General features: G+C 71.0%; 16 protein-coding genes and 1 riboswitch. Of the genes, 5 read left to right on the top strand and 11 right to left on the bottom strand.

Annotation, left to right across the window (positions count from 1 at the left end):
• Window positions 1-244: 244 nt before the first annotated feature.
• The 6 genes from RIN75_RS20015 to cobN form a co-directional block, all read right to left on the bottom strand.
• Window positions 245-1,276 (bottom strand): LacI family DNA-binding transcriptional regulator, encoded by a 1,032-nt coding sequence (locus tag RIN75_RS20015; protein WP_309113489.1) that lies wholly within the window; start codon window positions 1,274-1,276, stop codon window positions 245-247.
• On the bottom strand, window positions 1,273-2,670 hold the full coding sequence (locus RIN75_RS20010) for a GH1 family beta-glucosidase (RefSeq protein WP_309113497.1): 1,398 nt from the start codon (window positions 2,668-2,670) through the stop codon (window positions 1,273-1,275). Before RIN75_RS20010 ends, RIN75_RS20015 begins: the two co-directional genes overlap by 4 nt.
• Before the next feature lie 11 nt (window positions 2,671-2,681).
• A complete protein-coding gene (locus RIN75_RS20005; protein ID WP_309113496.1) occupies window positions 2,682-3,488 on the bottom strand; it encodes a carbohydrate ABC transporter permease in 807 nt (268 codons plus the stop codon).
• 55 nt (window positions 3,489-3,543) lie between these two features.
• Window positions 3,544-4,536 carry a sugar ABC transporter permease gene (locus tag RIN75_RS20000; RefSeq protein WP_309113488.1) on the bottom strand — a complete coding sequence of 331 codons (993 nt, stop codon included), beginning with the start codon at window positions 4,534-4,536 and terminating at the stop codon, window positions 3,544-3,546.
• Window positions 4,533-5,819: an extracellular solute-binding protein gene (locus tag RIN75_RS19995; RefSeq protein WP_309113487.1), complete on the bottom strand. Its 1,287-nt coding sequence runs from the start codon at window positions 5,817-5,819 to the stop codon at window positions 4,533-4,535. The genes RIN75_RS20000 and RIN75_RS19995 overlap by 4 nt, the downstream gene beginning before the upstream one ends.
• Before the next feature lie 382 nt (window positions 5,820-6,201).
• Window positions 6,202-9,870, bottom strand: coding sequence for a cobaltochelatase subunit CobN (gene cobN, locus RIN75_RS19990; protein ID WP_309113486.1), 3,669 nt, complete (start codon window positions 9,868-9,870; stop codon window positions 6,202-6,204).
• Window positions 9,871-9,903: 33 nt separating this feature from the next.
• Window positions 9,904-10,040: riboswitch (cobalamin riboswitch) on the bottom strand.
• 6 nt (window positions 10,041-10,046) lie between these two features.
• On the opposite strand from cobN, the gene RIN75_RS19985 reads away from it, so the two are divergent.
• From RIN75_RS19985 to RIN75_RS19975, 3 genes are read left to right on the top strand one after another with little or no spacing between them, the layout of a single operon-like run.
• Window positions 10,047-11,054, top strand: a complete 1,008-nt coding sequence (locus RIN75_RS19985) for a hypothetical protein (protein ID WP_309113485.1) — start codon at window positions 10,047-10,049, stop codon at window positions 11,052-11,054.
• Window positions 11,051-11,677 (top strand): precorrin-8X methylmutase, encoded by a 627-nt coding sequence (locus RIN75_RS19980; protein ID WP_309113484.1) that lies wholly within the window; start codon window positions 11,051-11,053, stop codon window positions 11,675-11,677. The genes RIN75_RS19985 and RIN75_RS19980 overlap by 4 nt, the downstream gene beginning before the upstream one ends.
• Window positions 11,674-13,146 carry a precorrin-2 C(20)-methyltransferase gene (locus RIN75_RS19975; protein ID WP_309113483.1) on the top strand — a complete coding sequence of 491 codons (1,473 nt, stop codon included), beginning with the start codon at window positions 11,674-11,676 and terminating at the stop codon, window positions 13,144-13,146. Before RIN75_RS19980 ends, RIN75_RS19975 begins: the two co-directional genes overlap by 4 nt.
• On the opposite strand, the gene RIN75_RS19970 is transcribed toward RIN75_RS19975, so the two are convergent.
• Window positions 13,121-13,804, bottom strand: coding sequence for a cobalt-precorrin-6A reductase (locus RIN75_RS19970; RefSeq protein WP_309113495.1), 684 nt, complete (start codon window positions 13,802-13,804; stop codon window positions 13,121-13,123). The two genes, RIN75_RS19975 and RIN75_RS19970, sit on opposite strands and share 26 nt — an antisense overlap.
• 227 nt (window positions 13,805-14,031) lie before the next feature.
• Between RIN75_RS19970 and RIN75_RS19965 the strand changes: the two genes are divergently transcribed.
• On the top strand, window positions 14,032-15,078 hold the full coding sequence (locus tag RIN75_RS19965) for a cobalt-precorrin-5B (C(1))-methyltransferase (RefSeq protein WP_309113494.1): 1,047 nt from the start codon (window positions 14,032-14,034) through the stop codon (window positions 15,076-15,078).
• On the opposite strand, the gene cobM is transcribed toward RIN75_RS19965, so the two are convergent.
• Genes cobM through RIN75_RS19950 form a run of 3 tightly spaced genes read right to left on the bottom strand, consistent with a single transcriptional unit; the run spans window position 15,075 to window position 17,352 of the window.
• A complete protein-coding gene (cobM, locus tag RIN75_RS19960) occupies window positions 15,075-15,818 on the bottom strand; it encodes a precorrin-4 C(11)-methyltransferase (RefSeq protein ID WP_309113482.1) in 744 nt (247 codons plus the stop codon). The two genes, RIN75_RS19965 and cobM, sit on opposite strands and share 4 nt — an antisense overlap.
• On the bottom strand, window positions 15,815-16,960 hold the full coding sequence (gene cbiE / locus RIN75_RS19955; RefSeq protein WP_309113481.1) for a precorrin-6y C5,15-methyltransferase (decarboxylating) subunit CbiE: 1,146 nt from the start codon (window positions 16,958-16,960) through the stop codon (window positions 15,815-15,817). The genes cobM and cbiE overlap by 4 nt, the downstream gene beginning before the upstream one ends.
• Window positions 16,960-17,352, bottom strand: a complete 393-nt coding sequence (locus tag RIN75_RS19950) for a TIGR03618 family F420-dependent PPOX class oxidoreductase (protein WP_309113480.1) — start codon at window positions 17,350-17,352, stop codon at window positions 16,960-16,962. The genes cbiE and RIN75_RS19950 overlap by 1 nt, the downstream gene beginning before the upstream one ends.
• 175 nt (window positions 17,353-17,527) lie before the next feature.
• Here RIN75_RS19950 and RIN75_RS19945 point away from each other — a divergent pair, with 175 nt between their 5' ends.
• Entirely contained in the window at window positions 17,528-18,577 is a 1,050-nt protein-coding gene (locus RIN75_RS19945; RefSeq protein ID WP_309113479.1) for a hypothetical protein, read from the top strand.
• Here RIN75_RS19945 and RIN75_RS19940 read toward each other — a convergent pair.
• Window positions 18,549-18,974 (bottom strand): TIGR03667 family PPOX class F420-dependent oxidoreductase, encoded by a 426-nt coding sequence (locus RIN75_RS19940; RefSeq protein WP_309113478.1) that lies wholly within the window; start codon window positions 18,972-18,974, stop codon window positions 18,549-18,551. The genes RIN75_RS19945 and RIN75_RS19940 overlap by 29 nt on opposite strands.
• Between the last annotated feature and the right edge of the window lie 248 nt (window positions 18,975-19,222).

Below are 19,222 nucleotides of genomic sequence, written 5' to 3'. Positions count from 1 at the left end.
GGTTGCGGAAAGGACCGAAGCGTGGTTGGGCTGCGCCCAGGCCGTACGGGGGACGAACCGAGGCCCTTCCTGTGGCTTCGCAAGCCCGACCAAAAGCAGCGCCTGCGGCGCGAAAAGCAGCCGCTGCGCGGCGAAAAGCCCAAAGCAGCCGCTGCGCTACGAAAACCCCAAAGCAGCCGCTGCGCGGCCAAAAGCAAGCAGCCGCTGCGCGGCAAGAGCAGCAGCTTTGGGGATCGTCAGGCGATCAGGCGCTGGTTCGCTTCACCATCGACGTGGGCAGGAGCAAGAACGGCGGCAGGTTCTCCTCCCCCGCCAGCTCCGCCATCAACCGCCACGTCATGGTCCGCCCCAACTGCTCGACATCCTGCCGAATAGTGGTCAACGGCGGCACCGCGGTCGAAGCGATCATCAAGTCGTCGAAACCGACCACCGCGACATCCTCAGGCACCCGCTTCCCATGCGCATGAAGCGTCTGCAAAGCCCCCAACGCCATGATGTCCGCCGCGACAAAAACAGCATCCAACTCCGGCTCGCGCCCCAGCAGCTCCTCCATGGCCGCCGCGCCGCTCTCCGGAGTGAAGTCCCCATAAGCAACCAGATCGACCGGCAACCGGGCCTGCGACATCCCGCGCTTCCACCCGGACAACCGGTCCATGCCCACCGCCATGTCCCGCGGCCCCGCGATGGTCGCCACCCGCCGACGCCCCAGCGACGACAGGTACCGCGCCGCCTCCATGGCCCCGTTGAAGTTGTCCGAGTCCACATAAGGCACGCCGCCGGCGCCCAGCGGCCTGCCGCCCACGACGGTCGGCAGGCCCGCGTCGGCGAGCGTCCTGGGCAGCGGGTCCTGGCCGTGGAGGCTGATCACCAGCACCCCGTCGACGTGGCCGCCGCACAGGTAGTTCACCAGGTCCTGCTCGTCGCCCTCCTTGCTCATCATGAGGACGAGCTGGACCCGCTTGCCCGCCAGTTCGGCGTGCACACCGCGCAGGACGCCCGCGAAGAACGGGTCCGCGAGCACCCGGCTGCCCTGCTCCGACACGACCAGCGCGATGCAGTTCGCGCGGCTGCCGGCGAGCGTGCGCGCCGCCTGGTTGGGGCTGTAGCCGAGGCGCGTGATGGCCTGGTGGACCGCTTCACGCGCCTTCAAGCTGACGTACGGTTCGCCGTTGATCACCCGTGACACGGTGGACTTGGACACCCCGGCGGCCCGGGCCACCTCTTCGAGCCGGGTGTTGGGTCGGCGCGCCTTGGGCGGGTCAACGGCATCGGTCACGAGGCGGCCGTCGCTGCGAGCGCGTTGCCCCGGGCAACCTTCGAGTACCACATGGCGCTCATCTTAGGTGTCCGCACCTGCGTCTCGTAGTCGACATGCACGATCCCGAACCGCTTGGCGTAACCCTCGGCCCATTCGAAGTTGTCCATCAGCGACCACGCGAAGTACCCGCGCAGGTCGACGCCCTCCTGGATGGCCTCCCACGCCGCCCGCAGGTGCGAGTCGATGTAGTTCAACCGGTCGACGTCCTCGATCGAGCCGTCGGAGGAGATCGAGTCCGGGTAGGCCGCACCGTTCTCGGTCACGTACAGCGGGATGTCGGTGTACTCGCGGGCGACTCGGACCAGCACCTTCTTCAACCCGTCCGGCTCGACCTCCCAGTCCATGTCCGTGCGCGGCAGGCCGCGGCTGGGGAAGGACACGTGCTCGGCGCCCACCCACGGCGAACCGGTGGCCCGCCGACCCTCGGCGACCGGGGCGGGCGGCTCGGGCGTGGCGCTGACGAAGTGCTCGGCGTAGTAGTTCACGCCCAGCTGGTCCAGCGGGGTGGAGATGATCTCCAGGTCGTTCTCCCGGATGTGCTTGGTGAACCCGTACGGCGTCAGGTCCTGCACGACGTCCTCCGGGTACTCGCCCTTGAACAGCGGGTCCAGGAAGATCCGGTTCTGCAGGCCGTCCAGCCGCCGGGCCGCGTCCAGGTCGGCCGGGTCGTCGGGGTCGGCCGGGATGATCGGGTACATGTTCAGCGTGATGCCGACCTTGGCCTCCGCCGACTGCGAGCGAATCGCTTCGACGGCAAGACCGTGCCCGAGCAGCAGGTGGTGGACCGCGGCGACCGCCGCCTCCGGCTCCTGGCGGCCGGGCGCGTGGACGCCGGCCGCGTAGCTCAGGAACGACGAGCACCACGGCTCGTTCAACGTGGTCCAGTTGACCACCCGGTCGCCCAGCGCGCCCACGACCGACTCGGCGTACTCGGCGAACCGGTACGCGGTGTCCCGGTTGGTCCAGCCGCCCTTGTCCTCCAGGGCCTGCGGCAGGTCCCAGTGGTAGAGCGTGAGCCAGGGGGTGATCCCCTTCGCCAGCAGCGCGTCGACCAGCCGGGAGTAGAAGTCGAGCCCCGCCTGGTTCACCGGGCCGCCGTCGGGCCGCACCCGCGGCCAGGCGGTGGAGAACCGGTAGGCGTGCAGACCCAGGTCGGCCATCAGTTGGACGTCGGCGTCCACGCGGTAGTAGTGGTCGGCCGCGGGCTCACCGGTGTCGCCGCCGACGACGGCGCCCGGCACCTCGCAGAACGTGTCCCAGATGGACTTGGTGCGACCGTCCGCAGTGGTCGCGCCCTCGACCTGGAACGCCGCGGTCGCGGCGCCCCAGACGAAGCCCTCGGGAAAGGAAATCGACTCCACAGCTACCCCTTCACAGCACCCTGCATGATCCCGGCGACGATCTGCCGCCCGAGGACGAGGAACACGAGCAGAATCGGGACCGTGGCCAGCGTGGTCCCGGCGAGCACGAGCGAGTTGTCGACGTAGTAGCCGCTCTGGAGCTTCTCCAGGGCCACCTGCATGGTCGGGTTCTCCGCGTTGAGCGCGACCAGGGGCCAGAGGAAGTCGTTCCAGGACATCATGAACGTGAAGACGCCGAGCATCGCGGCGGCCGGGCGCACGGCGGGCAGGCACACGTGCCAGAAGGTCCGCAGCATGCTGCACCCGTCCATGCGGGCGGCTTCGATCAGCTCGTCGGGGACGGCGTCCACGATGTACTGGCGCATCCAGAACACGCCGAAGGCGGTGATCAGGTTGGGCACGATGACCGCGCCGAGCGTGCCGGACCAGCCGAACTCCGCCATCGCCATGTACAGCGGGATGATCCCGAGCTGGGTCGGCACGGCCAGGGTGGCGACGACGAACACCAGCAGCGGGCCGCGGCCCTTGAAGCGCAGCTTGGCGAACGCGAAGCCGGCGAGCGTCGACAGCAGCACGACCGACAGGGTCACCGTGCCGGAGACGATGATGCTGTTGCCCAGCGCCTTCCAGAACGGGATGGTGTCGAACACGCGTGCCGCGTTGGTGAAGAACTTGCCGCCGGGCAGCAGGGGTGCGTCGGCGGCGTCGTCGTTGCTGGCCACGACGAACGACCAGTAGAACGGGAAGGCGGACCCGAGGATGAACGCGATCAGCGGTCCGTAGACGGCGAACCCGGGCCGCTTGACCAGTGACGACGACCCGCCCCGGCGGGTGCGCGCCGCGGTGTCTGACTTCTGGAGCACGTCAGCCCTCCCCGGTGCCGGCGAGGCGGCGGGTGAGCAGGAAGTTGATCCCCGCGATGGCGATGATGATCAGGAACAGCACCCAGGCCATGGCCGAGGCGTAACCGAGGTCCTGCGACTGGAAACCGGACTGGTACATGTAGAGCACGACCGTCTGGTACTGGTTGGTCGCACCGCCGTTGCTGCTCCCGGCGGGCGCGAACAGCTTGGGCTCGGTGAAGATCTGCAACCCGCCGATGGTCGAGGTGACGATGACGAAGATCAGCGTCGGGCGCAGCAGCGGCAGGGTGATGCTGAAGAACTGGCGCACCCGGCTCGCGCCGTCCACGATGGCGGCTTCGTAGACGTCCCGCGGGATGGCCTGCATCGCGGCGAGCACGATCAGCGCGTTGTAGCCGGTCCAGCGCCAGTTGACCATGGTGGCGATGGCGACGTGGCTCCACCACCGCTCGGCCTGCCAGTCGATCCGGTCGAACCCGAAGAACTCCAGCAGGTTGTTGATCATGCCGTACTGCGGGCCGAACAGGTCGCCGAAGATGATCGTCAGCGCGACCAGGCTGGCCACGTAGGGCAGCAGGACGCCCATCCGCCACGCGGTCCGCGCGCGCAGCGCGGTGTTGAGCAGCACCGCCAGCAGCACCGCGACCACCACCTGCGGGCCGCTGGAGAGCACGAAGATGCTCAGCGTGTTGACCAGCGCGTTCCAGAACTGGTCGTCGGTGGCCAGGGTGACGTAGTTCTCGACGCCGATGAACGGCGTCTCGTCGGCGCCCAGCTCCCAGTCGAACAGCGACACGTAGGCCGTGTAGAGCAGCGGGAACAGGCCCGTGATGGCGAACAGGACGAAGAACGGGGCGATGAACAGGTAGGGCGAGTACTTGACGTCGAGGCGGGTGAGGCGGTGCCGCCACGGGACCTTGGCGTCCTCGTCCGCGCGCCGCGGCGGGCGGGGCTCGACGCCCCGCCCGCGCGCGACCGTGAGTTCGGTGGTCACTTGGCAGCCTTCTTGGCTCCCTCGACGACCTGCTGCCAGCCCTCGTCGGCGGACTTGCCCTGCTCGACGGCCTGGAGCGCGGGCGCGATCACGTTGTCCTGGATCTCGCCGTCCTTCGGGCCCTTGTACTGGGCGCCGGCGACCTTGTTCGCCTGCTCGGCGAACAGCAGGCCGACCTTCTCACCGCCGAAGTAGTCGTTGGTCTTGTTCAGCAGCTCCGGCGAGATCAGGGCCTGGGTCTGGCTGGGGAAGGTGCCCTTGGCGACGAACGCCTTGATCTGCTGCTCGGGCGCGGTCAGCCACGCGGCGAGCTTCGCGGCCTCCTTGGCGTTCTTGCTCTGCTTGGGCACGGTCAGGTACGAGCCGCCCCAGTTGCCGCCGCCGCCGGGGAACGCGGCCGTGACGGCCCAGTGGCCCTTGTGCTCGGGGCCGGCGTTGCCCTCGATCACGCCGAGCATCCACGACGGGCAGGTCTTGGTGGCGAAGGCGGACTGCTTGAAGCCGTTCTGCCACTCCGGGCTCCACGCGACGAGCTTGGCCGACTGGCCGCGCGCGACCGCGCCGGTGACCTGCTCCCAGATCTTCTTGTCGTCGTTGGTCTCGATGACCAGCTTGTCGTCGCGGTCGAAGTAGCCGACCTTGGCCTGGTTGTGCATCGGGTTGAAGATCTGCGCGGCCGAGTCGAACCACGGCTTGCCGGTGGCCTTGACGTACCGGTCGCCCGCCTCGAAGTAGGCGTCCCAGGTGGCGAACAGGGCCTTCACGCCCTCGGGGTCGCTGGGCAGGCCGGCGGCCTCGAAGAGGTCCTTGCGGTAGCACATGGCCAGCGGGCCGATGTCGGTGCCGTAGCCGATGAGCTTGCCGTCCTTGGTGGTGACGGCGTCGGTCTTCCACTGCAGCCAGCGGTCGGCGCGCACGTCCGCCGGGCCGATCTCCTTGAGGTCGTTGAACTGGCCGGACTTGGCCATGACCTGGCTGAGGTAGCCCTCTTCAACCGCTTCGATGTCGGCGAGCCCCGAACCCGCGCCCAGCTTGGTGAACAGGTTCTGGTGGTGCGGGTTGCCCTGGCCGGTCTTGCGGTGGGTGATCTTGACGTTCGAGTTCGCGGCCTCGTACTCCTTGAACAGCTCCTCGTACCCGAACTCGTTGAACGTGGCCACGGTCAGCTCGACCTTGCCGTCCGACGACGCGCCGGATCCCCCCGAACCACATGCCGCGGTGACTGCGGCGAGCACTGCGGTGCAGGCCACGACCTTGGCCAAGCCCGCTCGACGGTTGCGCACGAGAACTCCTCAGTTGATCGGCGGTGACGTTCTGGGAGCGCTCCCAGGTTTTGGCGAGTGTGGTTCTCCCCACGCACACGTGTCAAGCACTCGTGTCCGCGCTGTTACCTACGTGGCGACCAGGGATGACCGGACTATTCGGACGAATCCGCACAGAGACGGACTCGGTACGCAACGCCACGCCGTGGAGCGCTCCCAGACGGCCTCAGCACTCGTGCTCCAACCGGCGGCCAACCCTGGTCCGCCACGACCCACTTCCGAGATCGCCGCGCCACCGATCAGGTGGAGCGGTTGGCGGAGGCTCGGGGTGGAGCGGTTGGCAGAGGCCCTGGAACGCGTCGAAGCGCGCCGGGCCCCCGCCTGCACCGTGAACCCGGCTGGATCAGCGGCCGTCTTCCAGGTCGCCCTCGGTCTCCAGGTAGACGGCCTTGAGCGCGTCGAGCGTCTCCTGCTCCGGGTGCTCCCACATGCCCCGGTCGGCCGCCTCCAGCAGGCGCTCGGAGATGCCGTGCAGGGCCCACGGGTTGGACTCGGCCATGAACCGCCGGTTCTCCGGGTCCAGCACGTAGCTCGCGGCCAGCTGCTCGTACATCCAGTCCGCCACCACGCCGGTGGTCGCGTCGTAGCCGAACAGGTAGTCCACGGTCGCGGCCAGCTCGAACGCGCCCTTGTAGCCGTGCTTGCGCATGGCGGCCAGCCAGCGCGGGTTGACCACGCGGGCGCGGAAGATCCGGTTGGTCTCCTCGTGCAGGGTGCGGGTGCGGACGGCGTCCGGGCGGGTGCTGTCGCCGACGTAGGCGGCGGGGGCCTTGCCGGTCAGGGCGCGGACGGTGGCGACCATGCCGCCGTGGTACTGGAAGTAGTCGTCGGAGTCGGCGATGTCGTGCTCGCGGGTGTCGATGTTCTTGGCCGCCACCGCGATCCGCTTGTACGCGCTCTCCATGTCCGTGCGCGCCTCGACGCCGTCCAGCTCCCGGCCGTAGGCGTACCCGCCCCACACCGCGTACACCTCGGCGAGGTCGGCGTCGTCGCGCCAGTTGCGGCTGTCGATCAGCGGCAGCAGGCCGGCGCCGTACGCGCCCGGCTTGGAGCCGAAGATGCGCAGCGTGGCGCGGCGGCGGTCGCCGTGCTCGGACTCGGCGGCTTCGGCGTGCGCCCGGACGTAGTTGTCCTCGGCGGGCTCGTCCAGTGCGGCGACGAGCTGGACGGCGTCGTCCAGCAGGGCCACGACGTGCGGGAACGCGTCGCGGAAGAAGCCGGAGATGCGGACCGTCACGTCGATGCGCGGGCGGCCCAACTCCGCCGGCGGGATCGGTTCCAGACCGGTGACGCGCCGGGACTGGTCGTCCCACACCGGCCGGACGCCCAGCAGTGCCAGCACTTCGGCGATGTCGTCACCGGCCGTGCGCATGGCGCTGGTGCCCCACACCGACAGGCCCACGGACGGCGGCCACTGGCCGTCGTGGTCGGCGCGGTAGCGGTCCAGCAGGGAGTCCGCCATGGCCTGGCCGGTTTCCCAGGCCAGCTTCGACGGCACCGCCTTGGGGTCGACGGAGTAGAAGTTGCGGCCGGTCGGCAGCACGTTGACCAGGCCGCGCAACGGCGACCCGCTCGGCCCGGCCGGCACGTACCCGCCGTTCAACGCGTGCAGCGTGTTGGCCAGCTCGTCGGTGGTGCGGGCGAGGCGCGGAACGACCTCGGTGGCGCCGAACTCCAGGATTCGCGCCACGTCCTCGTTGTCGGTCAACGTCCGAGCGACCGAGGCGTCCCAGTCGGCGTCTTCCATGGCCTGCACGAGGGCGCGTGCCTCGGCCTCGACGGCGTCGACGGAGGTGCGGGTGGAGTCCTTGAGCCCCAACGCTTCCCGCAGACCGGGCAGCGCGGCGACCTGACCGGCCCACATCTGCTTGGCCTGGAGGATCGCCAGCACCAGGTTGACCCGGGTCTCACCGGTGGGCGGCTCGCCGAGGACGTGCAGGCCGTCGCGGATCTGGACGTCCTTGACCTCGCACAGCCAGCCGTCCACGTGCAGGATCAGCTCGTCGAACTCGGCGTCGTGCGGCCGGTCCTCGATGCCGAGGTCGTGGTCGAGCTTCGCGGCCTGGATCAGGGTCCAGATCTGGGCGCGGATCGCGGGCAGCTTCGCCGGGTCCATCGCGGCGATGTTGCCGTGCTCGTCGAGCAGTTGCTCCAGCCGGGCGATGTCGCCGTAGCTGTCGGCGCGGGCCATCGGCGGCACCAGGTGGTCGACCAGGGTGGCGTGGACGCGGCGCTTGGCCTGGGTGCCCTCACCCGGGTCGTTGACCAGGAACGGGTAGACCAGCGGCAGGTCGCCCAGGGCGGCGTCCGGGCCGCAGCCGGCGGACAGGCCGACCGCCTTGCCGGGCAGCCACTCCAGGTTGCCGTGCTTGCCGACGTGCACGACGGCGTCCGCGCCGAACTCGGCCTCCAGCCACCGGTACGCGCCGAGGTAGTGGTGGCTGGGCGGGAGGTCCGGGTCGTGGTAGATGGCGATCGGGTTCTCGCCGAACCCGCGCGGCGGCTGCACCATGACCACGACGTTGCCCGACCGCAGCGCGGCCAGCACGATCTCGCCGTCCTCGTCCCGGGAGCGGTCCACGAACAGCTCGCCGGGGGCCGGTCCCCAGTGCCGCTCGATCTCCTCGCGGGTCTCGTCGGGCAGGGTGGCGAACCACTCGCGGTAGGCCGATGCCTTGATCCGGACCGGGTTGCCCTGGACCTGCTCCTCGGTGAGCCAGTCGACGTCCTGGCCGCCGGCGGCGATGAGCGCGTGGATCAGGGCGTCACCGTCGAGGTCGTCGACGCCGGGCAGGTCGTCACCGATGTCGTAGCCGTTGTCCCGCAAGGCTTTGAGCAGTCGGACGACGCTGGCCGGGGTGTCCAGGCCGACCGCGTTGCCGATGCGGGAGTGCTTGGTCGGGTACGCGGACAGCATGACGACGATCTTCTTGTCCGCGTTGGGGATGTGCCGGAGCTTGCCGTGCCGGACGGCGATGCCGGCGACCCGGAGGGCGCGCTCGGGGTCGGCCACGTAGACGGTCAGGCCGTCCTCGTCGATCTCCTTGAAGGAGAAGGGGACGGTGATGATCCGGCCGTCGAACTCCGGGATGGCGACCTGGGTGGCGGTGTCCAAAGGGGACAGACCGTCGTCGTTCTCGTCCCACGCGGCGCGGCTGGAGGTGAGGCAGAGGCCTTGGAGGATCGGGATGTCGAGGGCAGCCAGTGCGCCGACGTCCCAGGCGTCGTCCTCACCGCCGGCAGACGCGGCGGCGGGCTTGGTGCCGCCGGCGGCGAGCACGGTCACCACCAGGGCGTCGGCCTTGGCCAGTTCGGCGAGCAGCTCGGGTTCGGCGGTGCGCAGGGACGCGCAGTAGACGGGCAGCGGCCGGCCGCCCTTGGCCTCGATCGCGTCGCACAGGGCGTGCACGAACGCGGTGTTCCCAGCCACGTGATGCGCCCGGTAGTACAACACCGCCACGACGGGACGCCGGTCCGCATCGCCGGCCCCCCGCTCCGCGGTCTCCGCCGGCACAGCCGAATCGTCGGACCCCGACGGAACCGCCGAAATGTCAGACCCCGGTGGGACAATGGAAGCGGGGGCCGGAGGCCGCTCCAGCACGCCCCAAGTGGGCGCGGCGGCGGGCGGGTTGAAGCCGAAACCGGTCAGCAGGACCGTGTCGGACAGGAAGTTGTGAAGCTCGGCGAGGTTCGCCGGCCCGCCGTGCGCGAGGTACGCGTGCGCCTCCGCGCACACCCCGCCGGGCACGGTCGACAGCTCCATCAGCGGCGCGTCGGGGTTCTGCTCACCACCCAGCACCACCACCGGGCGCGGGCCGGCGAGCAGCCAGTCGAGGCCCTCCTCCCACATCCGGCGACCGCCGAGGATGCGCACGACCACCAGGTCCACGCCCTCGACCAGGGCGGGCAGGTCGTCCGCGGTGAGCCGGGCGGGGTTGCCCAGCCGGTAGTCCGCGCCGCTCGAACGAGCGGACAGCAGGTCGGTGTCGGAGGTCGACAGCAGCAGGATCACGTGCGGGCTCCATCCCTCGGGGGTCCTCGCCCCAGGTCGTAGGGGACGGCGGGCGGAGTTCCTGACTCCCGGGCTCGCACCCGGTCACAGTGGCGGGACCGCGCCGGACTCGCACCGGCTTCCTCCTGTTGCTTCGCCGTTCGGGGTCAACCCTAACGGGCGTTAGCATCCAGCCCATGCCCCAGGAGCGTGAACGACCCGACGCGTGCCCCGGTGCCGTCGACGTGCACCAGGCGGCGGACGGCGGTCTGGCGCGCGTGCGGGTGCCCGGCGGGACCCTGTCCGCGGTCCAGTTCGACGCCCTGCGCGGTGCCGCGCTGGAGTTGGGCGACGGCTCGCTGGAACTGACCTCGCGGGCGAACGTGCAGATCAGGGGCTTGCGGCCGGGTGACGAGCACGTTCTGGGAGCGCTCCTGGCCGATGTCGGCCTGCTGCCCTCGCGGACGCACGAGCGGATGCGCAACATCATCGCCGCGCCGCTGGAGGACAACCAGGCGCTGGTCGACGAGATCGACCGCGCGTTGTGCGCCGTCGATGAGCTGGCCGACCTGCCGGGGCGGTTCCTGGTCACGGTCGGTGCCGGCGTGAGCGGGCTGGGCGGGGACATCGGCCTGGTGGGTGACGCGTTGTTCCTGGCCGGAACCGATTCCGGGCTGCGCGTGACCGATCCAGTGGCGGCCGTCGTGGCGGCTTCCCGGCTGTTCCAGGAGATCCGGGGCAGCGCCTGGCGGCTGTCCGAAGTGGACTCAGGTGTGCGGAAGATCACGGACGCGTTGGGTGTGCCGGGGTCCGAAAGGCTCGTCCCGACTGTGACTCCGGTCGCACCCGGCGTCCACGGCGACGCTGTCGTGGCGGGTGTGCCGCTGGGTCGGTTGGACGCGCGGCTGCTGGCCGGGGTGCCGGTGCGGATCACGCCGTGGCGCAGCGTCGTGGTGCCGCTCGGCACGGACACGTCGGGCCTGTTCACCTCGCCGGACTCGCCGTGGCACGGGGTGAGCGCGTGCACCGGCCGGCCGGGCTGCGCGAAGTCGCTGTCCGACGTGCGGGCGGACGTCACGGCCTGGATCGGCACGCCGCACGCGGGCCGGGTGCACTGGTCGGGCTGCGCGCGGCGGTGCGGGCGACCGGCGGGGGACGTGGTGGAGTACGTCGCGACCGGCGACGGGTACGAGGAGATCAGGTGACCAGCTACATCAAGGACGGCGCGGAGATCTACCGCCAGTCGTTCGCGACCATCCGCGCCGAGGCGGACCTGGCCGGGCTGCCGGCGGACGTCGCGCGGGTCGCGGTGCGGATGATCCACGCCTGCGGCATGGTCGACCTGGTCCCGGACATCGCCTACTCCCCCGGTGTGGTGGCTTCCGCTCGCGCGGCGCTGCTGGCGGGCGCGCCGATCCTGTGCGACGCGCAGATGGTCGCGGCGGGCGTGACGCGCAGGCGGTTGCCCGCGGACAACGAGGTGCTGTGCACGTTGTCCGACCCGCGGGTGCCGGGTTTGGCCCAGGAGATGGGCAACACGCGGAGTGCGGCGGCCCTGGAGCTGTGGGGTGACCGGCTGGCGGGCGCGGTGGTGGCCATCGGCAACGCGCCGACAGCGTTGTTCCACTTGCTGGACATGGTGGCCGCGGGCGCGCCGAAGCCCGCCGCCGTGCTGGGCGTGCCGGTGGGGTTCATCGGCGCGGCCGAGTCGAAGGACGCGTTGGCGGACAACGACCTCGGCTTGGAGTACCTGGTCGTGCGCGGGCGTCGGGGCGGCAGCGCCATGACCGCGGCGGCCGTCAACGCGATCGCGAGCGAGGAAGAATGACGGGCAGGCTGTACGGGGTCGGAGTGGGGCCGGGCGACCCGGAGCTGGTGACCGTCAAGGCGGCGCGGCTGATCGGCGAGGCCGACGTGGTGGTGTTCCACAGCGCTCGCCACGGGCGGAGCGTGGCGCGCAACATCGCTGCCTGCTACATGCGCGAGGGTCAGATCGAGGAGCAGTTGGTGTACCCGGTGACGACCGAGGACACCGACGACTACCAGGGCGAGATCGACGCGTTCTACGAGGAGTGCGCGGCCCGGCTGGCAGCGCACCTGGACGCGGGGCGGACCGTGGTGGTGCTGGCGGCGGGCGACCCGTTCTTCTACGGGTCGTACATGCACCTGCACAAGCGGTTGGCGCACCGGTACCCGGCTGAGGTCGTGCCCGGGGTGACGTCGGTGTCGGCCGGGGCGGCGGTGATCGGGAAGCCGTTGGTGGAGCGGGACGAGGTGCTGACCGTGCTGCCGGGGACGCTGCCCGCGGACGCGTTGGCGGCGCACCTGGCGACCGGGGACCCGGTGGCGATCATGAAGCTGGGGCGGACGTTCCCGCACGTGCGGGAGGCGCTGGAGCGGTCGGGGCGGCTGGACGAGGCCTGGTACGTCGAGCGCGCCACCACCGGCAAGCAGCGCACCGCGCCACTGTCTGAAGTGGACGCTGACGGTGTGCCTTACTTCTCACTGGCCCTGCTGCCCAGCAAGGCCTCTTCGCCGATCGAAGCCGGTGCGGGTAGCCGACGTGGCGAGGTCGTGGTGGTCGGCCTGGGTCCGGCCGGTCCGGAGTGGCTGACCCCTGAAGCGCGGCACGCCTTGGCGTCGGCGGATGACCTGGTCGGGTACATCACTTACCTCAACCGGGTGACGGCGTCGCCGCGGCAGCGCAAGCACGCGTCGGACAACAAGGTGGAGTCCGAGCGGGCGGCGTTCGCGCTGGACCTGGCCAAGCGGGGGCGGCGGGTGGCCGTGGTGTCCTCCGGCGACCCCGGGGTGTTCGCGATGGCCAGTGCGGTGCTGGAGGTGGCGGCCGAGGAGCAGTTCGCCGACGTGCCCGTCCGGGTCCTGCCCGGCATGACCGCCGCGCACGCCGTGGCCAGCCGTGCGGGCGCGCCTCTGGGCCACGACTACGCGGTGATCTCGCTGTCCGACCGGCTCAAGCCCTGGGACGTCATCGCTTCCCGGCTGTCCGCCGCGGCCGCCGCCGATCTGGTGCTGGCGATCTACAACCCGGCTTCGCGGAGCCGGACGTGGCAGGTGGAACGGGCCCGGGACTTGTTGCTGGAACACCGTTCCCCGGACACCCCGGTTGTGGTCGGCCGGGATGTCGGTGGCCCGGAGGAGGAGGTCCGGGTGGTGCGCTTGGCCGACCTCGACCCGTCCACGGTGGACATGCGGTGCCTGCTGCTGATCGGTTCGTCGCAGACCCAGGTGTCTTCTCGGGGCACGGTTTTCACCCCGCGCCGCTACCCCGGCTGACCCAGTCGACGGCTTCGGCGACCGTCCCGACCACCTCGACCCCGTCGGGCAGGGCCGGTCGCCGGACAACGATCACCGGGATGCCCAGTTGGCGGGCCGCGGTGAGCTTCGCAGCCGTCATCGGTCCGCCGCTGTCCTTGGTGACCAGCACTCGTATGCGGTGTTCACGCATCAGGGCCAGCTCACTGTCCACTGTATACGGTCCGCGACCAAGAAGGATCTTGACGCCGGGGACTGGTGGCTCGGGCGGATCCACCGTCCGCGCCACCCCACTCCGAAACGCTTTCAACCCTTGCCGCCCAGTGGTGATGAACGCCCGCCGCTCCCCCACCGCGTCGGCGGCCTCCGCCAGCGAGTCCACCCAGGTCCAGTCGTCCCCCTCGACGGCTTCCCACCCGGGCCGCCGCAACACCACCAACGGCACCCCGGCCACCCGACAGGCTTCGGCGGCGTTGGCCGTGATCCCCTCGGCGAACGGATGGGTGGCATCCACAACCGCCGACACCCGCTCGCGATGCAGGTACTCGACCAGCCCTTCGACCCCGCCAAAGCCCCCGATCCGCACCTCGCCGGCGGGCAACCGAGGCTCACTCACCCGCCCAGCCAGCGACGACACCACCCGCAGCGGCCCGGATTCGTCGTACCCAGCCGGCAGAATGACCCCCGGGGGCGCTTCGCCGCCAATGTCGTACCCCCGTGGGACAATGGAATCGGGGGCCGGAGGCCGCCCCTCCGCACCCGAACCAGACGCTGCACGCCGCCCCGCCGCAGCCGAACCGGAGGCCGGGAGCTGCCCGACCAGTGCTTCGGCGAGGGCTCGGCCTTCGCTGGTGCCACCCAGGACCAACACCGTTTTCATGCCTGTTGCATCCTGACCACGTGAACCTGCGCTACGGGTGGACGACCGGGGCCTGCGCCACGGCGGCCACCACCGCCGCCTACACGGCGCTGCTCACCGGCGAGTTCCCCGACCCGGTGGAAATCCTGCTGCCCAAGGGCCAGACCCCGGCCTTCGCCCTCGCCCAGGAAGAACTCGCCGCCGACCACGCGACCGCCGCCGTCGTCAAGGACGCGGGCGACGACCCCGACGTCACCCACGGCGCGCTCATCCGCTCCACCGTCCGCCACGGCGTCCCCGGCACGGGCGTCACCTTCAAGGCCGGACCCGGTGTCGGCACGATCACCAAACCCGGCCTCCCCCTGGCCGTCGGCGAACCCGCCATCAACCCCGTCCCCCGCCAGATGATGCGCGAACACGTCGAACGCGTCGCCCGCGCGCACGGCGGCACCGGGGACGTCGAGGTCGAAATCTCCGTCGAGAACGGCGAAGAACTCGCCAAGAAGACCTGGAACCCCCGCCTGGGCATCCTCGGCGGACTGTCCATCCTGGGCACCACCGGCATCGTCGTCCCGTACTCGTGCTCGGCCTGGATCGACAGCATCCGCCGCGGCATCGACGTGGCCCGCGCCGCCGGCTACACGCACGTCGCCGGGTGCACCGGCAGCACCTCCGAGAAGGTCGCCGCCGCCGTCCACGGCCTCCCCGAGGACGCCCTGCTCGACATGGGCGACTTCGCCGGCGCGGTGTTGAAGTACCTCAAGCGCCACCCCGTGCCGCGGCTGACGATCGCGGGCGGGATCGGGAAGTTGTCCAAGCTCGCGGACGGCCACCTCGACCTGCACTCGGGCCGTTCGCAGGTCAACCACGACTTCCTGGCCTCCCTGGTGGACGACCCCACCCTCGCCGAACAGGTCCGCACCGCCAACACCGCCCTCGGCGCGCTGCACCTGTGCCAAGAGGCCGGCGTCCCGTTCGGCGACCTGATCGCGGCCAAAGCCAAGCACACCGCCGACAACGTCCTCAAAGGCGCGCCGGTCGCGGTCGACGTCATCGTCATCGACCGGGCGGGCACCATCGTGGGCCGCGCCTAGCCGCGGCATCGGTCGACTGAATACAGGTGACTGTCCACGAAATCCCGCGCACCCAGGACGTCACCCACGATGATCACGGCGGTCCGCTTGATCCCCGCCTCGTGGACCAACTCACCGATCGTGGACAGCGTGCCGCGCAGGACGACCTCGTCCGAGCGGCTGGCGTACGCGACCACAGCAGCCGGACACTCGGGGCCGTAGGACGGGAGCAGCTCGGCCACCACCTCGTCGATCCGTTGCACGGCCAGGTGGAGCACGAGAGTGGCGCGGGACTGGCCGAGGGTGGTCAGGTCCTCGCCCGGTGGCATGGGGGTGGCGCGGGCGGCGGTTCGGGTGAGGATCACGGTCTGGCCGACGCCGGGGACGGTGAGTTCGCGCTTCAGGGTGGCCGCCGCCGCCGCGAAAGCCGGCACGCCGGGGGTGACGTCGTAGGGGATGCCCAGGGCGTCCAGACGGCGCATCTGCTCGGCCATCGCCGAGTACACCGACGGGTCGCCCGAGTGCAGGCGCGCCACGTCGTGCCCGGCGGCGTGCGCGGCGGACAGTTCGGCGGTGATCCGGTCCAGGTCGAGGTTCGCGGTGTCCACCAGACGTGCGCCCGGCGGGCAGTGGGCCAGCACCTCGACCGGCACCAGAGCGCCCGCGTACAGGCACACCGGGGACGACTCCAGCAGCCGCACCGCCCGCAGCGTCAGCAGGTCCGCCGCGCCCGGTCCGGCGCCGATGAAGTGGACGGTCACGCGTTCTCCTTCGTCACGGCCCACGTGGTCACGGGCATGTGCGGGCGCCAGCCGGTGAAGCCGCCGACGCGGGTGTCCCGGCTGACCGACAGCCGGGTGAGCGAACCGCCCAACTCGCCGTGCCACCGGGCGAGCACGGCCTCGGACTCCAGCGTGACGGCGTTCGCGACCAGCCGCCCGCCGGGCTTCAGGGCGTCCCAACACCGTTCCACGACACCGGGAGCGGTCAGTCCGCCGCCGATGAACACGGCGTCCGGCGCGGGCAGGTCCAACGCCGCCGGGCTCGTCCCTTCCACCACCTGAACAGCGGGAACGCCCAGGGTCAGCGCGTTGCGGGTGATCCGGGCGGCCCGTTCGGGCGAGCGCTCCACCGCGATCGCGCGGCACGACGGGTGGGTGCGGCACCACTCGACGGCGATGCTGCCCGACCCCGCGCCCACGTCCCACAGCAGCTCACCGGGACGCGGTCCGAGCAGGGCCAGCGTCACCGCCCGCACCTCGCGCTTGGTCAACTGGCCGTCGTGCTCGTAGGCGTCGTCCGGCAGGCCCGGGACCAGCGAATACCCGCCCGGCCCGCACTCGATGGCCAGGACGTGCAACGGGTCGGCCGCAGCCAAATCGTGGTGGATGCGCTCCCCCGGTCCGCCCAACTGCTCCAGCACGGTCAGCCGCGCGTCACCGGCCAGCGCGGCGACTTCCGGCGGCGACCCGCCCAGCACCAGCACCCGCCGCCCGGGGTGCAGGAACGGCACCAGCAGCGACACCGGCTTGCCGACCAGGCTCACCACGTCCACCGCGTCCAGCGCCCACCCCAGCCGCGCGCACGCCAGCGACACCGACGACGGGTGCGGCACCACCCGCACCGCCTCCCGTCCGAGCAGTCGGACCAGGGTGGTGCCGATGCCGTGGAACATCGGGTCGCCACTGGCCAGCACGCAGATCCGACGGCCGGCGTGGGCGTCGAGCAACCCGGGCAGCGCGGGCACCAGCGGCGACGGCCAGGCCACCCGCTCGAACGCGCCCGGGACGAGGTCGAGCTGGCGGGTGCTGCCCATGACGACGTCGGCGGCGGCGATCTCGTCCCGCGCGGCCGGGGCCAGGCCGTCCCAGCCGTCGGCGCCGATGCCCACGACGGTGACCATCACACGTTGCCCAGGACGCGGGTGACGGCGATCTCGATCACGACCCGCTCCGGGTTGGGCCGGGGCTGCCGGTAGCGGCGGGCGTAGCGCTGCACGGCGTCCGCGACCTCCTCGGGCGACTGCCGGACCACCGCACGTCCCTCCAGCGTCGACCACCGCGCACCGTCCACTTGGCACACCGCGACGAACGCGCCTTCCGGTCCCGCCGCGAGCACCTGGCGCACCTTATGCGAGCCGCGCGAGGCGATCACCCGTGCTGTCGCCGATTCCACATCGAGCGTGACGCCGACCGGCACCACGTGCGGCGTCCCGTCGGGTCGCACGGTGGTCAACGTGCTCAGGTGGCGTTCGGTCCAGAACGCGCGGAAGTCCTCGCCCTTGCTCGACAACATGCGTGCATCATGCGGCACGAGCGCGCTATGGTCGAAAACGTGACGCGTCGATTTAGCCGCCCCCGGCCGGGAGACCCGGCCATCCGGGGCGTGCGCTGACGCGGTCCCGAGGTGGCGGACCGGCCCAGGGGGTGTGTCCCTCGTCAGCCGGCCCACTTCGCAAAGGACCTCCGCGATGCCTCGCGACCTCACCGACCCCGCCCAGGGGCCGCACGCCATGCAACTGCTGCTCGACCGCATCCTCGCCGCGCTGGACGGACCCGAGGTGCGCCTGATCCGGGAGAGCCCGGAGGTGGCGGTCGAGGACAACTACGAGAACCTCGGCTACCCGCCCGACGCCATCACGCGTGACGCCCGTTACACCCGCTACACCACACCCGGCCGGATGCTGCGCAGCCACACGTCCGCGATGATCCCGCCCGCCCTGCGCGTGCTGGGCACCGAGGAGTGGGACGACGTGCTGCTGGCGTGCGTCGGGATGGTGTACCGGCGCGACACCGTCGACCGCGTCCACTCGGGGACGCCGCACCAGCTCGACCTGTGGCGGATTTCCCGGCACAGGGCTTCGTTGGACGAGCTGATCGAGGCTGTGATCACGGCCGCCCTGCCAGGGATGCGATACCGGACCGTGCCCGCCGAGCACCCGTACACCACGTCCGGCCGGCAGATCGACGTGCTGGTCGACGGTTCGTGGCTGGAGGTCGGCGAGTGCGGCCTGGCCGCGGGGCACGTGCTGCGCCGGGCGTGGCTGCCGCCGGACGCGCACGGCTTGGCGATGGGGCTCGGGTTGGACCGGTTGTTGATGCTGCACAAGGGTGTTCCGGACATCCGCCTGCTGTCCGCGACCGAGCCGCGCGTGGCGTCCCAGATGCTTTCCCTTGACCCGTACCGGCCGGTGTCCAAGCACCCGCCGATCACGCGGGACGTGTCCGTTGCGGTGTCGGCGGAGCAGGACGTGGAGACCATCGGGGACGTGGTGCGGTCGGTGCTGGGTGACCTGGTGGAGGAGGTCGCGGTGCTGAGCGAGACGCCGGTGTCCGCTCTGCCGCCGGTGGCCGTCGCGCGGTTGGGTGCGGTGCCCGGGCAGAAGAACGTGTTGCTGCGCTTGGTGTTGCGGCACCTGACGAGGACGCTCACCGACGAGGAGGCCAACGCGGCCCGCGACGCCGTGCACGCCGCGGTCCACGAGGGTCGGGTCAGTGCAGCCGCGCCTTCTCCGGCGTGAAGAGGAAGGGGACGGAGTAGAGGTCCGAGAACCGCTTCGTCGAGCCGAAGCTCTGCGTGGCCAGCTGGTCGTACTTCTTCAGGAACTCCGGGTGCTCCAGGGCGGGCGGGATGTCGTCGGCCTGGGCCAGCGTTCCGGTGAAGAGGGTGAGCTGGTGGGCGAGGCCTTCGTCGTTGAGGTGGAAGGAGGCGCGCGGGTTCGCCTTGATCCGCTCGAGCCGCTTGGCGCTGGGCTGGGAGTAGAACAGCACGCGGTCCTCGTGCCACAGGAACCACACCGGGGCCGGCTGCGGGGTGCCGGTGCGGTCGACCGAGGTGATCCAGCCGATCATGCGCTCGGACAGGTCACGGGCCACCCGCGCGCCCAGTGGGGTCGACGGGTCGGGCAACAGGCTCATTGATCGCTCCAGTGGTCGTGTGATCGCTGGCAACGCCGTGTCGGGGGCCACTATTCCGGTTGGGGTGGTGGGTGCGGTGGTTGTGGAGGGGGTGGGGGGGTGACGCCGGGCACAGTGGTGTGGTGGCGGCTGGGCCGGTTCTACGGGCGCGGCAAGGGCTGGGGTGGCAGCGGCCGAGGGAGCTTGAGCCGGGCCGCGTGCCGTCTGCACACCTGCGGCTGAGGCGGGTTTGGCCGGACACGTTCGGA

This window comes from Saccharothrix sp. (genome assembly GCF_031180885.1).
Taxonomy (GTDB): Bacteria; Actinomycetota; Actinomycetes; order Mycobacteriales; family Pseudonocardiaceae; genus Actinosynnema.
Note: the sequence above shows the minus strand (reverse complement) of the source record. Positions and strands in the feature narration are given on the sequence as shown.

Coding starts and splice junctions, on each gene's coding strand:
- RIN75_RS19985 (WP_309113485.1), top strand. CDS start 10,047: ATGCCCCAGGAGCGTGAACGACCCGACGCGTGCCCCGGTGCCGTCGAC.
- RIN75_RS19975 (WP_309113483.1), top strand. CDS start 11,674: ATGACGGGCAGGCTGTACGGGGTCGGAGTGGGGCCGGGCGACCCGGAG.
- cbiE (WP_309113481.1), bottom strand. CDS start 16,960: ATGGTCACCGTCGTGGGCATCGGCGCCGACGGCTGGGACGGCCTGGCC.
- RIN75_RS19950 (WP_309113480.1), bottom strand. CDS start 17,352: ATGTTGTCGAGCAAGGGCGAGGACTTCCGCGCGTTCTGGACCGAACGC.
- RIN75_RS19945 (WP_309113479.1), top strand. CDS start 17,528: ATGCCTCGCGACCTCACCGACCCCGCCCAGGGGCCGCACGCCATGCAA.
- RIN75_RS19940 (WP_309113478.1), bottom strand. CDS start 18,974: ATGAGCCTGTTGCCCGACCCGTCGACCCCACTGGGCGCGCGGGTGGCC.